The organism is Paenibacillus sp. P3E, assembly GCF_001909045.1.
In the GTDB taxonomy this organism is placed as follows: Bacteria; Bacillota; Bacilli; order Paenibacillales; family Paenibacillaceae; genus Paenibacillus_AQ; species Paenibacillus_AQ helianthi.
The window spans coordinates 20,129-35,261 of the sequence record NZ_LVWH01000014.1 but is presented as its reverse complement, the minus strand read 5'-3'; the positions used below and the strand labels follow the sequence as shown (position 1 = coordinate 35,261).

At 40.4% G+C, this 15,133-nt stretch carries 15 protein-coding genes; all 15 read right to left on the bottom strand.

The window, feature by feature from the left end:
• Positions 1-122: 122 nt before the first annotated feature.
• Positions 123-809 carry an acylneuraminate cytidylyltransferase family protein gene (locus A3842_RS03440; RefSeq protein WP_074100440.1) on the bottom strand — a complete coding sequence of 229 codons (687 nt, stop codon included), beginning with the start codon at positions 807-809 and terminating at the stop codon, positions 123-125.
• Positions 806-1,855: a nucleotidyltransferase family protein gene (locus A3842_RS03435; protein WP_074100439.1), complete on the bottom strand. Its 1,050-nt coding sequence runs from the start codon at positions 1,853-1,855 to the stop codon at positions 806-808. Before A3842_RS03435 ends, A3842_RS03440 begins: the two co-directional genes overlap by 4 nt.
• Positions 1,856-1,951: 96 nt before the next feature.
• Complete coding sequence (locus tag A3842_RS03430) at positions 1,952-2,239, bottom strand: class I SAM-dependent methyltransferase (protein WP_074100438.1); 288 nt, start codon at positions 2,237-2,239, stop codon at positions 1,952-1,954.
• A 17-nt stretch (positions 2,240-2,256) separates the two neighbouring features.
• Positions 2,257-3,255, bottom strand: a complete 999-nt coding sequence (locus A3842_RS03425; RefSeq protein WP_074100437.1) for a GNAT family N-acetyltransferase — start codon at positions 3,253-3,255, stop codon at positions 2,257-2,259.
• Positions 3,252-4,331 (bottom strand): N-acetylneuraminate synthase, encoded by a 1,080-nt coding sequence (neuB, locus tag A3842_RS03420; RefSeq protein ID WP_074100436.1) that lies wholly within the window; start codon positions 4,329-4,331, stop codon positions 3,252-3,254. Before neuB ends, A3842_RS03425 begins: the two co-directional genes overlap by 4 nt.
• A 31-nt stretch (positions 4,332-4,362) precedes the next feature.
• Entirely contained in the window at positions 4,363-5,523 is a 1,161-nt protein-coding gene (gene neuC / locus A3842_RS03415) for a UDP-N-acetylglucosamine 2-epimerase (protein ID WP_074100435.1), read from the bottom strand.
• Positions 5,523-6,686: a LegC family aminotransferase gene (locus A3842_RS03410; RefSeq protein ID WP_074100434.1), complete on the bottom strand. Its 1,164-nt coding sequence runs from the start codon at positions 6,684-6,686 to the stop codon at positions 5,523-5,525. Before A3842_RS03410 ends, neuC begins: the two co-directional genes overlap by 1 nt.
• Positions 6,683-7,684: an NAD-dependent 4,6-dehydratase LegB gene (locus A3842_RS03405; RefSeq protein WP_074100433.1), complete on the bottom strand. Its 1,002-nt coding sequence runs from the start codon at positions 7,682-7,684 to the stop codon at positions 6,683-6,685. The genes A3842_RS03410 and A3842_RS03405 overlap by 4 nt, the downstream gene beginning before the upstream one ends.
• Positions 7,685-7,705: 21 nt before the next feature.
• Positions 7,706-9,514, bottom strand: coding sequence for a motility associated factor glycosyltransferase family protein (locus A3842_RS03400; RefSeq protein WP_074100432.1), 1,809 nt, complete (start codon positions 9,512-9,514; stop codon positions 7,706-7,708).
• A 145-nt stretch (positions 9,515-9,659) separates the two neighbouring features.
• Positions 9,660-10,916 carry a flagellin N-terminal helical domain-containing protein gene (locus tag A3842_RS03395; RefSeq protein ID WP_074100431.1) on the bottom strand — a complete coding sequence of 419 codons (1,257 nt, stop codon included), beginning with the start codon at positions 10,914-10,916 and terminating at the stop codon, positions 9,660-9,662.
• 243 nt (positions 10,917-11,159) lie between these two features.
• A complete protein-coding gene (gene csrA, locus A3842_RS03390) occupies positions 11,160-11,399 on the bottom strand; it encodes a carbon storage regulator CsrA (protein ID WP_074100430.1) in 240 nt (79 codons plus the stop codon).
• 1 nt (position 11,400) lies between these two features.
• Positions 11,401-11,856, bottom strand: coding sequence for a flagellar assembly protein FliW (fliW, locus tag A3842_RS03385; RefSeq protein ID WP_256701470.1), 456 nt, complete (start codon positions 11,854-11,856; stop codon positions 11,401-11,403).
• A 115-nt stretch (positions 11,857-11,971) separates the two neighbouring features.
• Positions 11,972-12,538: a DUF6470 family protein gene (locus tag A3842_RS03380; protein WP_074100428.1), complete on the bottom strand. Its 567-nt coding sequence runs from the start codon at positions 12,536-12,538 to the stop codon at positions 11,972-11,974.
• 15 nt (positions 12,539-12,553) lie between these two features.
• A complete protein-coding gene (gene flgL, locus A3842_RS03375; RefSeq protein ID WP_074100427.1) occupies positions 12,554-13,471 on the bottom strand; it encodes a flagellar hook-associated protein FlgL in 918 nt (305 codons plus the stop codon).
• Positions 13,472-13,485: 14 nt separating this feature from the next.
• A complete protein-coding gene (flgK, locus tag A3842_RS03370) occupies positions 13,486-15,081 on the bottom strand; it encodes a flagellar hook-associated protein FlgK (RefSeq protein WP_074100426.1) in 1,596 nt (531 codons plus the stop codon).
• Between the last annotated feature and the right edge of the window lie 52 nt (positions 15,082-15,133).

Below are 15,133 nucleotides of genomic sequence, written 5' to 3'. Positions count from 1 at the left end.
GATTATATACAGTTTGCAAGTTAACTAAACTATAAGGCGATGTGATTTATTTTAATTGTAATAGAAAGGTCATTATTTAATTTTGATATTGAGCCATCTATATCGTCTGTAAATCTATAAATCTATCTTCTACCTAATGAGTACTCGCAAAAAAAGAAATCTTCCTCCGTATCAATATCACTGGAACGATTCCTTGGCATTACAAATGCAGCAGTCTCATCCTCCAGAAAAGAGCCTCTTATCAAAAGCCAATTTATATCTGCTACATAAACTGCTCCATTTAAAGCATAGATATCTGGTAGGTCCTGACGGCGTGATATGACCTCATCTTGTTTAATTAATGGTTTCAATAATTTATTACCCTGTAGAGTATACATCCAGAAAGGTGATTTTTCCGTTTTCGTAACACTAACACAAGCAGGTGCTCCTATACTTACCATGTTCTCGATACAGCCATCTATATCTTCTAATAATCTTAAAGGAGAAGTGGGTTGTAATAATACTACATAATCAAAATTTGGTAATTGATTTATAGCATGCAGAACTGGATCAATTCCTGGAGTGGTATCTTCAGACAATTCTTTAGGACGCACAAAGGGAACCTCACACCCATATGCTCTGGCAATTTCTATAATCTCAGAGTCCTCTGAAGATAATATAAGTCTATCAATATACCTTGACTTTTTTGCTTCTTCTATCGTCCATGCAATAAGGGGTTTCCCAGCTATTGTTTTAATATTTTTACGGGGAATCCCCTTGGATCCCCCGCGTGCAGGAATAATGGCAAGGACCTTTTTATTATCGATCATATAAATACACCTCTATAATCACCGTTTGCTTTCTCATAGTCATCCACTCGGCCAATATCAAGCCAATACTCTCTTAATGGAAAGGCAGAGACACCACCTTGCAGGTCCATCAATTTCTTGAATAAGTCCGGCATATCATAAAATTCGTCTTGCGGAACATGCTCAAGCACCAGCGGGTCAAGCACGTAAATTCCTGCATTGACAAAACTTTTGTGGACAGGTTTTTCAACAATGGAAAGAAGCCGATGATTCTCGGTTTCTATGACACCATAAGGAATCTGATATTCATATTCTCTTACACATATTGTTGCGTTTGATTTAGTTTCACAGTGAAATTCCATCAATTGCTCGTAGTTCATTTTAGTCAGTAAGTCACCATTCATAACAAAAAATGGAGCATTCGGCTTTTCTGATAAAAGTGATAAAGCTCCCGCAGTACCCAATCTCTTACCTTCTTCAAGGTACTCTATATTCACACCTAAATGCTTACCATCTTGAAAATAAGCTTTGATTATTTCCTTCTTATAATTTACAGACAGAATAAATTTGGTAAACCCGTAATTTTTAAAGCCCTTAATAATCGTTTCTAAAATTGGCTTATCGCCAACTTTAAGCATTGGCTTTGGAATATCATCCGTGAAGGGCCGCAGGCGGGTTCCTAGACCTCCAACCATTAAGACTACAACATTTTCTTTTGGCAGTACTTGTGCAATATCATCAGCAAAAAGAATGCGCAGAACCTGGTTATTTCTATTTACAATAGGTAATTGTCTTAACTGTCTTGTCCCCATCAATTCTTTGTAATGAAGAAACTTTTTACCTTGCCTCTCGAATATAGGCGAGCTATTCATAACTAAATTAATTGGCGAGTCAAGTGGTATTCCTCTCAATATTCCTCTGCGAATATCACCATCTGTAACAGTTCCTAGCAATTTACGATCTTTATCGACAACAACAGCAAATTGCAGTGAAGATTGGTCGATAATTTTCATCGTTTCAATAACCGTCATCTCAGGCGCGATTAAAATACTTTGCCAGTTATCCATCTGTTACGCCCCTTTTGGATATTATGAATTATCTTCAGTATATTTTGAATAGTCAATGTTTCACGCCGGTAACAATCCATTCAATTACTTTCTCATTCATATCATCACTAAATTTTGATAAGAATTTGCGGATATCGTTTCACTATCAATAACAGCATCAAATGTACAGCTTTCATAAGCATCAATTCCAAAATCTGAAAAGTCCTCTCTTGCAACATACCATAAATTCGCACCAATTCCACAGCCAACTTCAAGTATTTTAATCTCTTTCCTGTTAGGAGTTCCGTAAAAATAGCGTGTAATACAGCGGATTAAATCCTCCGAAGGATAATTACCCCATTCCCGGATTTTGAATACATTTTCCCGAGTTTGATCCCATGCCATTATTCATACCTGGTTTCTTAACGATAGAATAGAATAAACTGTTCTTTTTGTGGATTTTGTTTTATATATTCAGTTTTATACTCTTCATAAATAGCTTCACTATGCTTATAGTTACCAATGAAGAAGGTAGCTTCTTGCTTTGAAAATCCCTTTTTAAAAAAGAGCAAAGAATTTGAACTTGAACCGTCAGTCCCTCCACCTAAATACAAGGATTGAACATTAAGTTTTTTTGCGTATTCTGCAAATTCGTAAATTAGTAGGTTAGTCACATTTTTTTCTCTACCTTCAGTATTAGAAGCAGAGAGATGATATTCTGCTATGTCACCATTGATAAAGAATATTGCGGCTCCGATTACTTCCCCAGATTCATTCTCTGCACTTAGTAAGTGAACAGCATCCTTCTCTAATAATTCTATAAAGTACTTACTGTTAAAATAATAAGTACCATCCGCATTCTTTTCTGTCATTAGTGAAATATACATTTCTAAAAACATCTGTACGTTCACCTTGGATTTTTGCATTGAGATACTTACTTTGTCCTTTTGGGCCTTCCTAATAGCAGTACGCACTCGAGTACTAAATTGATTAAGCAGTTCTCCACCGGAGTTCAGATCAATATAAACCGTCTGTCTGTTTTCTCTAACTTCCCCATAATAATTCAAATGATTGTTCAACAGTGGATGGAACCTGATAAACTCGACTATAACTTTTTGTTCCAAGCACCATCTTTTATAACCCTCAATGCTTGAATTAATAAATGGCTGGTCGCCTGTAATCAACGGCCCTCCATATCCATAAGGTGACTGAATATCATAGTACTCCGTGCCTGGCACTTTACCCATATGAAAAGCATGATAATAAATATTATCATTATCCTCATGCACAAAAAATACTGGTTGTAAGCCCTCTTTATAAAACACATCATTAATTACATATTGAGGATGAAAGTAAAAGGATTGCATCGCTAAAGGTAGTTTCTCAAATATACTTATTGCCCGTTCAGCAGAAACTATCATGTCAAAGTAATTTGTTGATCATTATCAAAATCTCTAGAAGCTTTTATATTTAGCATATTCCAATATTCAAATGGAGGTATGCCGTTTCCCGGCCTTTTAATAGTTATGTTTTCAGCAGTTAAGGTTTCACCTTGTCTGATTTTTTTAAGTGCGACGATGCTTTTTCTTGCAATATTAAGATTCTTCAACTCTGATTCTGAAGGGATCTTTATACCCGAGCCTTTAGCTAATTCTACTTGTCTTATCCCTTCAACCATATGATGTAACTCTTCTGGGGAAAGAGACGCCTTATGATCCGGTCCTTCTGCTTGCTTATCATAAGTTATATGTTTTTCAATCACTGTAGCCCCCAGGGCAACAGCCGCAATTGGTATTGCTATTCCTTCTGTATGATCTGAGTAACCAGTCCGCAATCCAAAAGCAGTACTCATTGTATTCATAGCTAACAAATTCACATCGTGTACAGGTGCGGGGTATTCAGTAGTACAGTGGAGCAATGTAACTCTCTCTTTTAATAAACGCTGACCTTCGGAAGAAATGAACGACGCTTTAAATGCTTCAATAGAAGGAGACCCTTTAGATGATAGATATCCGTATGCTATGACACCAAGAGCAGCTTCAATTTCGCTCAAAGTTGACATTCCTGTTGATAATATAATTTTCACGGATTTTTGTGCAATATGATGAATCAGGGGGGCATTCGTGATTTCACCGGAAGGTATTTTAATTGTTTGTAAACCTAAAGTATCAATTAAATAATCAGCACTCTCCATATCGAACGGAGTGGATAAAAATTCAATATTGTGATCATCGCAATATAATTTCAACTCTGAAAATTGAGCAAACGAAAGTTCTAATTTTTTTACCATCTCGAACTGCGACTCTTCGCTGCCGGTTGTTTCAATTTGATAGTCAGCCTTAGGCGCGTTCATACTAATTACATTCTCTGTTTTAAATGTTTGAAATTTCACTGCATCAGCCTGAGCACTAACCGCAATATCAATAAGTTTCTTTGCTAATCTTATGTCACCATTATGATTAACGCCTGCTTCAGCAATAATATATGTGGTTTTCATTTAATCACCTCCAGAAAGAATACAAAAAAAATTAATTTAAGTCGTAGAAGGGTTTACTAATAATATTTTCTATGTTTATTTCTTTTAAATGACTTTTTATAAGTTCAGAAGCTACCTCTCCCTCATATTCCAAATGAATTTTCGTCAATAATTGTTGAAACTCATCTGAAAGAGCTTGCTGAATTGAATTTACTATCTCCGTCGTCTTAGGAGCACAATCGATGATAGAACCTGCTTTTAAACGGCCTTTTTGACGATCCCCGATATTAATTGTCGGTTTAACCAAGGCAGGCGCTTCAATAATTCCACTAGATGAATTTCCGATCACTATACTACAATGCTTCATTGTACTTAAATATCTTGATTGTCCTAATGAAAAAAAGGATTTAGCCCGCTCTGGATTTAGAGCCGTGTACTCATCAATCAGTTCATTAATTCTTCTGCCATCTGTATCTGCATTTGATTTAGTAAAGACAATTTTATAATCCGGAAAAAAATCAAAAGCAGCAAGTAAATTTTCCATTTGTTCTTTAGCCGTTTCAACTTCAAGTGTTGTTGAATGAAAAGTCACTAAGAAGAGTTTTTCAATATCCAAACCTAAAATTTCATGTAGCTCCTGCTTTGACAAAAAAGACATTTTCCGAATATTCTCAACACCAAGATCTCCTACGTTAAACACCCTATCCGGCTGCTCACCAAGCTGAATAACACGTCTAGTATACTCTTCATTTGCTGTAAAGTGGATATGACTCATCTTGGTTAAAGAATGACGAATGGATTCATCAATTGCTCCCTCAGTGAGTTCACCACCAGAAATGTGAGCAACAGGAATACGCATGACTAATGCCGTTTGTGCAGCACTGAATATTTCAAACCGGTCCCCGAGAAGAACCAGTATGTCCGGTTTCAGACGCTGAAATGCTTCCGCAAATCCCAATGTAGCAATTCCCATGGATTTAGCGATAGCAACAGGGGTATCTGAAGATAAGAGCATTTCTATTTTTTCATCAATAATAAACCCGTCTTCTTCAATTTGCTTATAGGTCAATCCAAATTCAGGTGACAAATGCATACCTGTAGCTATTAATTGCAACTCCAGTTCATCATCTGCTTGAATTTCTTTCATTATACGAAATAAAAGGCCATACTCTGCACGAGTTCCTGTAACAATACATATCTTACGTCTATTCATTAGGCCCTTCCCCCCAGCGGAGTTGAAGGAATATTAATTATACGGCCCTTCAATTGTCTTGTAACTGTAAGATCCGCCTTTGGACAATTTAAATAAGGCTGTAATTCATTAAGCGGTGTCCAGATCGGACGAGCCATAACACCCTCACTATTAAGCACCTCTAACACAAAATCACGGTCATAGCACTTTTCATTAATTAGTACGGTCTGCAGCCAATAATTGCTTGTCCCAAAGGAAGGCTCTGTAAACAGTCGAGCACCTTCTACGCCTTCGAATAGTTTCTCATAATGCGTTGTTAACAGTCGTTTTAATTTTTGAAATCCCTCGATCTGCTCTAATTGGGCGCAACCAAGAGCAGCATTAATATTGGGCATCCGGTAATTATACCCTACCTCATCATGATTAAATTCCCACTGGTGAGGATTTTTGGCAGTTGTAGTAATATGTTTGGCGTAGTCGGCAAGCTTTTCATTATTAGTTAGAATTGCCCCACCACCACCAGTAGTTATAATCTTGTTGCCATTGAAGCTGAGGGCTCCTACGAGCCCAAAACCTCCAGTATGCTTCCCTTTATAATAGGAACCGAGTGATTCTGCTGCATCTTCTACTAAAACAAGATGGTAACGTTGACAGATATCTATTAGCGGATCAAGATCCACGGAATGCCCGAAAGTATGCATAGGAACAACAGCACGAATGATCCTGCCTGTATGCTTGTTCATTAGCTGTCCATTATCAACTATTCCAATTTCTCGAATATATTCTTCGAGCTTATATGGATCAAGTCCCAGGGTGTGTTCAGATACATCTACGAAGTGCGGAACAGCCTGTAAATACGAAACTGCATTGGCAGTCGCAATAAATGTCAATGCTGGCATGAACACTTCATCATTCACTTGAACACCAGCAACTTTCAGTGCAATATGTAAAGCCGCAGTACCATTTACAACGGCCACCGCTCTCTTCACGCCAGTGAAATCTGCAAGTCTTTGTTCAAATTCATTAACATATTTGCCTACCGATGAAACCCAACCCGTCTGGATACAGTCGGTTACATACTGTAGCTCTTTACCCCCAAAAGTCGGCTCATGAAGAGGAACAAAATCCTTGTTGTCATATAGAGATTTTATATTCTGAGCGATATGCTGCCATTGACTACTCATATATTATAAACATCTGCCTTATAGTTAGTTAGATTAGCTGGATTAATGAACCAGTCAACCGTTTCTTGTAATCCGCGTTTAAATCCTTCAATTCCCCCATAGGATGGTTCCCATCCTAGTAGATTTTTGGCTTTCGCATTGTCTGCCCAGAGCCGTTCCACTTCACTTTTCTCGGGACGCAATCGAATTTCATCTGTTAAGATTTCTACCGTTACCCCCATTACTTCTGCAATAGCCTCAACAGTTTGTCCTATAGAAATTTCGTAATTACTTCCTATGTTGATCACTTCACCTATAGCTTTTTCATTATTCATCATCGCAATAAACCCATTCACTGTATCCTGAACATAGTTGAAATCTCTCGTCGGTGCTATTGATCCAAGTTTAATATTCTTTTGTCCTGCTACAAGCTGTGTAATGATGGTTGGGATCACAGCGCGTGCAGACTGACGCGGACCATACGTATTAAAAGGACGAATAACCGCCACAGGCGTTTCAAAAGATCGATAAAAAGAGAGCGCCATTTGATCAGCACCGATCTTTGATGCCGAATACGGTGACTGCCCCTGTAATGGATGATTTTCATCAATGGGTACGTATTGTGCTGTACCATAAACTTCACTTGTGGAGGTATGCACGACTTTTGATACTTCTAGCTGACGAGCAGCTTGTAGTACGTTCAATGTACCTTTAATATTCGTGTCTACATAAGTGTCCGGAGAATGATATGAATAAGGAATAGCGATTAATGAAGCTAAATGCAAAACCTTGCTGCAGCCCTTCATCGCCTCCATTACCCCATGAGGATCTCTAATATCTCCTGCAAACACTTCAAACTCTTTCTTATAAGGTGAATGATCGAGCCAGCCCCAAGAGTTAAAGGAGTTATAATATACGAAAACTTTCACTTCATATCCGTCCTTGATTAACTTTTCCGTGAGGTGAGACCCAATAAAGCCATCAGCTCCAGTTACTAATATCTTTTTATTCTCCGCCATATTATCACGCTCCAATGTCCCTTAAAGGTTCTTTGAACTTCCCTCAATTATAGAGATAATTTCCCCGAGAACAACAACACTGACCATAAGAAACTCCATCTGTATGTCTCTGTTCGCATTTAAATTGGAAGAAGATAATGTTTGTTCTATCGCATATAGATTCCACAAAGAACTCATCATTATTGGCTGTAGGTTATGACGCAAAAGCCAGTTCTCCGTTACTTTCTCGAAAAGCTCATCCGTTTTACTTAGTTTCCCCATCACTTTCAATAATTGTTTTTCAGATAAACCGTTATTAATATTTAATCTCTTAATTACTTCAATTTGGTTTTCAAATTCTAGCTTCAAACTGGTAAAGATCTCTTTTTGTTCCTTCAGTGTCAATTTCATTTGCACTAAATTTAGAGGGTATTCAACTACGCTTTTCATCACATGTTTAACTGGTACTATATCTTGAGAACAGTATTGTTTAGCGACTTCACTTAAGCTCAATTGAAGAGTGTTTTCAATTTTAGCACCACCTTCAGTTGCATTTATAACGACTAAGTCCTCTTTAAAAATTTCAATTTCAAACCATTTACGGAAATTAATCCAAATATCTGTTGTAGGGACTGTTCCTCCGTAATAACCTTCAGTATAGGTTTTATCGATTGCAGAAAATACTTCATTAGTGAAATCTTTATTATCATATATTGTTCCCCCGGCGTGGGATTCCTCTTCAGAATTCCCAAAAGCAAGGTCCTGACCCACCAAAACAATTGGAGAAGCACCTATATGTTCCGCAAATCCAAAAGCAACATGCGCACAGGACAACCCAATACTGATTGAATTATCCCCCACTAGTCCGAATGTCTCTTGAAGCCAGATATATTCCCCTACGTTTCCTCGCATAGGGATAATAATATCCCCATTAAATTCTTCGAAAATTTGAGGATAAAGAAGAAGTGGAGCCACAAGAGTTGTATCAGAAGGATAGTTTTTATTTTCATAGAAGTAGGAATAAGTTTCTTTTTCGCGTTCAATTGAACAAATGAAATCCGGAGTAATTCCTTCCTCACAAAGTCTTTGAGCGATAGTGTCTACAGCAATTATTACAGCCTTCGATTTCAGTCTCTTTAGCTGTTCTATATTTTTATTAAGAGATGGGCCCGCTGCTACCACTATTGCTGGCGTGTCTTTGAAAATATTTTTTAAACGCGAGACGTCCTTTGAATCCACTAAGTGATGTAGATTCATCATATTGTGTTTGAATCCAGTTAAACTATCCTCAATCGAATTTCCAAAAAGCATGGCTTTATATTTCGCCGTTTCCTTAACTGCTCTTACCAAATACATACATATATCCAGAGCGAATTTTCTGTAGAAATATGTAAAGTAAAATCTCATGCTTTTGAGGTAATAGATCATAGTTGTCGAAAATATCTTATCCAGGAAAATTGATAGATTACTCAATTCATCAGCAAAAAGGATCACATTAAACTCTTTAAAAAAAGATAAATCCCTATTATTTAATGCGTAACTAAAGAAGGCTGGGTTAGGTTCAATAATGATCAGGAAAGACTCTTTGCTCATGGTTTGAATTACTTTGTTGATTTCTTCCATCGAATTAATGCCTACTGCAAAAATCAGTTCTCTTTTTTTTGGATTGGGCAAACTAGCTTTTTCAATTTCCCTTTTTATAAGCAGATTCTGGCTGTTACACAGGATGAATTCATTACCTTCCGCATCTTTACTCATTAACTCATTACCATAATCCCCCTCTTTCTGTTCACTTATCCAATGAATTGCATTCCGAGATAACACTTCGATATTTCTATTTAGTAACGTCATGCATGATTCTCCTTATTCACAAAATATTAAAGCCATCTTCAGTTTAGTTTAGTCTTGCATAGAAAGATAGCCCCACAATGTGGGGCTACGCCTTCTGTTAATCACAGAATAAATTCAGTTATTAACTTCAATATGCATCAATTAATTATCTCAACAATTGAAGTACGCCTTGTGGCTGTTGGTTAGCTTGAGCCAACATAGCTTGAGCTGCTTGAGCCAAGATATTATTCTTGGTCTGTTCCATCATTTCTTTCGCCATGTCAACGTCACGCACACGGGATTCAGCAGCTGTCAAGTTCTCAGAAGCTGTTCCCAGGTTGTTGATCGTATGCTCCAGACGGTTCTGAACAGCCCCCAGTTTCGAACGTTCGCTGGAAACCTTTTGAGTGGCTGTATCGATAACCTTAATAGCTACAGTTGCTTGGGATTGAGTAGAGATTTGTAAGCCCGCTACACCCAGAGCAGAAGTTCCCATATCTTCGATAGACAAGCCCATTGTTTGACCTGTATTAGCACCAATTTGGAAGGTTGCAGTTCCATCAGTTCTTACATTAGCTGCTGCTGTAGTCTCTGAGAAGGAGGACAGTGCATTTGAGGCAGCACTACGAACATTGCCAAGACTATCCTTAATAGTGATTGTCAAACCATTCACAGCGCTTGTAGTACCAGTAGCAGCAGCTGTTACTACAGCTTCGCCATTACTAGTTGCAGAGATAGTTGTAGATGCATCGGCAGTAGCACCATCAGTAGTTCCCAGGGCCGCTAATGTCAATGCAGCACTAACAGCAAAGGTATTAGTAACTGTCGTGCCATTCTTAACATAAGAGACGGTAATGGAGTCATTTGAAGTAATTCCCAGACTGTTACCATTCTTATCAGTGAGTGCAGTAATTACAGTAGAAGTAGAAGCTGCTGCTCCTGCTGCGCCCTTCAAAGAAGCATTTGTATTAACATTCGCCACAGCAGTACTCACGGCACTACCCATAGAACCATCTAGCAAGTTCTTGGTGTTGAACTGAGTTGTAGACTGAATACGATCAATTTCTGAATTCAATTGGTTCATTTCTTTTTGCAGTTCGCTGCGGTCACTACCAGTGTTAGTATCATTTGAAGATTGAACGGAAAGTTCACGCATACGTTGCAGAATGCTATGAGTTTCGTTCAGTGCGCCTTCAGCTGTTTGAATCAATGAAATGCCATCTTGCGAGTTACGGGAAGCCTGATCCAGACCGCGGATTTGGCCGCGCATTTTTTCAGAGATTGCCAGACCAGCTGCGTCATCACCTGCACGGTTGATGCGAAGACCGGATGACAATTTCTCGATATTTTTGTTAGTGTTAGCAGTGTTAGTAGACAGTTGACGGTGAGTGTTCAGCGCCGCGATATTGTGGTTAATAATCATTTGATATTTCCTCCCTGAAATTAAGTTAGTTCCACATCCATGTGGTAAACGCTGAGCCATTAAGGTCGGCCGCCCCGCTGGCTCAGTGCCTAATACATATATCGACAGCAGGTCCTCAACTGTTTAGAGTATTTCAAAAGTTTTTTTAGAAACTAAGAGGATATATTTCAAAATAGAAAAGGAGATATCCTAGCAGCAGAAAATAGCTGCTGAGATACCTCCTCATAATGCCCTAAATAGATTTCATTTGTTCTGTGGTCCACGAAGCCGATGAATCAGCGCATTCAAATCAGATTGTTGTGGAGCTACAGACTCCTTGTTGGATTCCTGAATAGAAAGATACACCTCTTTACGGAAAATATCAACATGTTTGGGGGCAGAAATGCCAACCTTTACAGTATCACCATCCACACTTAAGATCGTCAATTCAATCTGGTCCTGGATGACGATGGTCTCTCCTTTTTTGCGGGACAGCACGAGCATATCACCCACCATCCTTTCCGTCTATTGCTGGTTGCTCTTGCAGCAAGTTATGCTTCGTATGATAGGGCGCTCTGTGGAGCACAATTTGTTTACCGGTTCGGCCGGTTGGATTCAATACAATTGGCGCCAAAAGGTTAATGGAGGAAGCCTCTATTTGTTCCTTCAGTGTAATGATACAGCGAACGAGCACTTCCGATTCTATTCCCAGTTCCTCTGCTTCATCATCAGGTAGTTCAAATTCATAGGATGGATAAAAGACAAATGGATCACCCAGCAAAAAAGAGAGTTCTTGCTCTTTCAACGATTGCAACACCCAAAAAGGGGACTCACTCATATGAATTAGGGCAAAGTCCGTCTCCTCTTCAAAACCTGGAATACCCTTAGGAAAATGATAAATCTGATCTTCATTTACTTCAAGTTTGCCCATTGAAAGTGTTTCTATAATCAAGTTATTCACTCCTTAAAAGTTCTGCATAGCAAAACCAGCTATCCTCGTAAACCTATTAAGATAATTATGTTAGATAATACAAAAGCTATAGAAGCGCACTCTGGCACATCCATAGCTCATTGCCTTACAATTGAACATTTACTTCCGGTGGGATAAATTGTATTGAGGCATACTGCTGCATATAAATATCCAGCTTCCCGCGAGTATACTCTATCTCTGGACGATGTCTCTCCACCTGAATATCCACTTGTGCTGCCTTAAACCTGACCTCGGGAGCACTTGTTACAAAATGAATATCTACATTATCATAGGACGCCGTACCACACGGATCGGGAAATGAATTGGGTTCAGTATCCGTCCCATAGACTTCTGCAATTGTATTTCCCGGCTTAAAAAACTCAGCCATCCGGGTTCCTTGCTCCATTCTGCGTGCAATCGCCTGAAGGTATAATTGTTGAATTCCCGAATAAATTCTTTTGTTCATATCTAACACGCTGCCTCCATTGTAGGCCGCACGTGCCCGGGTCTGATCAATCGTGAGCTCCGGACGGGAAGACTGAACACTCAGTTCTCCAGGTGTAGTCGTGATAGTAACATCAGCTTTAGGCTGAGTTATAGAAAATGCACCTAAATCAGCATCAATCCCAATTACTGCCGGTGTCTGCCGAATTTGCAGAATAGGTTGCAGCAAGGAGAACCACCTCCGTTATCTGATGAAGTCGACTAGGCTTGTAGAGATAATCTTGGCTCCTACAGAAAGAGATGCATTATAGATGTTCTCTTGAATCTTCGACTGCATAATCAGTCCCTCGTAATCAGCATCCTCTGTTTTGGCCTGCAGATCGGTCAGGTTTATACTCAGGTCACTCAGACGGTCCTGCATTAGTTCCACACGGTTAGTCTTTGCACCTATTTCCGAGCGGGCTGACAAAATCTTTTCTTGACGCGAATCAATTTTGTCCAGCTGGTTAGAAATTCCGGTAATATCCCCTGTTTTCAAACTGGCAGAAATACTATTAATAATATTAAACAGATTATCAGAATCGCCCGTATATCCGAAAACATCATTCCCAGTCATATTTATAGGCAGCTGTACCCCTTCACCTACGATATATTGAATCTGTCCATTGTCTGTAGTGACAGGGGTAGATGTGTCATAGGTACCATCTGAACCTTTAGCAAAATCGTATGGCTTGGTTGTATATTGCTCACCATTAAAAATATATTTCCCGTTGAGCTTGCTGTTAGAGATATCCACGAGCTGTTCTTTGAGCTGCAAAACCTCTTCATTAATACTGTCCAAAGCTGATTGCGGGTTGCTTCCCGTGGAAGCTTTTACAGTAAGCTCGCGAAGACGTTGAACAACATCTCCCGCTTGTCCCAGCACGGTGTCGTTATAATCAAGCCAGGACAGCCCGCTGTCCACATTCTTGGTGTACTGTTCATTTGAAGACAGCTCGGCACGGTAACGCAGGGAGTAAGTAATCCCTACCGGGTCATCGGAAGGCTTATTGATTTTGCGGCCGCTGGACAGCTGGAGCTGGGTGTCGTTCATGGTGCGCGCATTGCGGTTTAGGTTAAGCAGCAGCTGTGAATTCATCATATTGGAGGTTACCCTCAACATAAGCTATTCCTCCTTTATCTGCCGACGGTGCCGGTAGAATTAATTAGTTTGTCGAGCATTTCGTCATAGGTCGTCATAAACCGAGCAGCGGCGCTATAAGCATGCTGGAATACCAGCATATCCGACATTTCTTGATCCAGGGACACTCCGCTTACAGACTGTCGGCGTGAATTCACCTGTTCCACCAGATAATCGGCATTACTCGTCTGACGTGTAGCTTCCTGGGATTGAATTCCCAGTTGCCCCACCATGGAGCTGAGATATGATCCGATAGTGCCGCTCTTAATACCATCCGCTGTAGTGAAGGTATTGTTGTCCTTCATGTTACTGAACAAAAGCGCCAGTGTATTGTTCCCTTTAATTACCGATACCTTTCCGGCAGTGTCTGTAGTGGCGCGGAGAGAAGTAGCGAATAGGGAAGGATCTGCAGCAATTTCCGGATTCAGTCGAAGATTGCTCGCGGTGATCGCTTCCCCGGCCACTGATGGCGTGAAGAATGGGCGGCCTGTGCTGCCATCCATCGCAAACCCCAGCTGATGCAGACCATTCAGGCCCTTGACTGTAGTTTTCAAATCACCTGTCAACGGGATAGGGACTGCAGCACCGGCAAGGAGCGTTGTTTTGGTGCCATCGGCATTAACAATTTCTGAATCCTTGAACACTGTGGTACCAGCCGGAAGTGTTGAACCCGCAGGAATCGTAACCTTCACCTCGCCATTGGCGATTGTATTGGCCATATCATCCAACTGTTTCTTATAATCCGCGACGTAGGTTTTGCTGGAAAAGATCATTCCGTAAGCCTCTCCAGCCTTGAGATCCCCGGAGGCATAAGCCGTGTTGAGAAACGCGCTGTCTACAGTCGCTGTAACGGCTTGTCCTTGAACCAGCTGCCGGGTACCCAGCGATATATTATAGCCGGCATCGGTCTCCAGAACAGTAATGTTCGCAATCTTGGACAGCTTGTCTGTCATCAGGTCACGCTGATCCCGCAAATCATTGGCGTGATCGCCCATACCTTCGATTTTAGCAATGGATTGATTCAGGTCAGCGATAGAGCTCAAATAGCCCTGAACCTGTTTTCCTTTGACATCAATATTGGTACTAAGATCCCGGTCCAGATTGCTCAACTGCGTACTCATGTAGTTCATTGCATCCGTGAGTGACTCCGCAGTCTGCACAACAATCTTACGGGCTGTAGGATCTTCAGGGTTCTTGCTGAGGTCAGACCAGGATTTCCAGAAATTATCCAGTACTGTTCGAATGCCTGTATCCGAAGGCTCATTCACGATGGCTTCGAGCTTGTCCAGTGTATCGGATTGGATGCTCCAGTTGCCGCTGGCAGAGTTCTCACCCCGGTACTGATCGTCCAGGAACATCTCGCGGATACGCTCGATGGAAGTGAACTCGACCCCGGTACCCAGCTGCCCGGGAACCGTGGAATTCGTAAGACCGTATGCTTCAATGGGAGAAGCGGCTTTCATGTTCACGCGCTGGCGGGTGTAGCCCTCCGTATTGGCGTTAGCGATATTGTGTCCGGTTGTGCTGAGCGCAGCGGTCTGTGTGAACAGGCTTCGTCTTGCCGTCTCAATTGAGTGAAATGTGGATGTCATGCTACTGGTTCCTCCCTTATGATGGCTCCGGCAAAACGGCTTGCAAGAACGG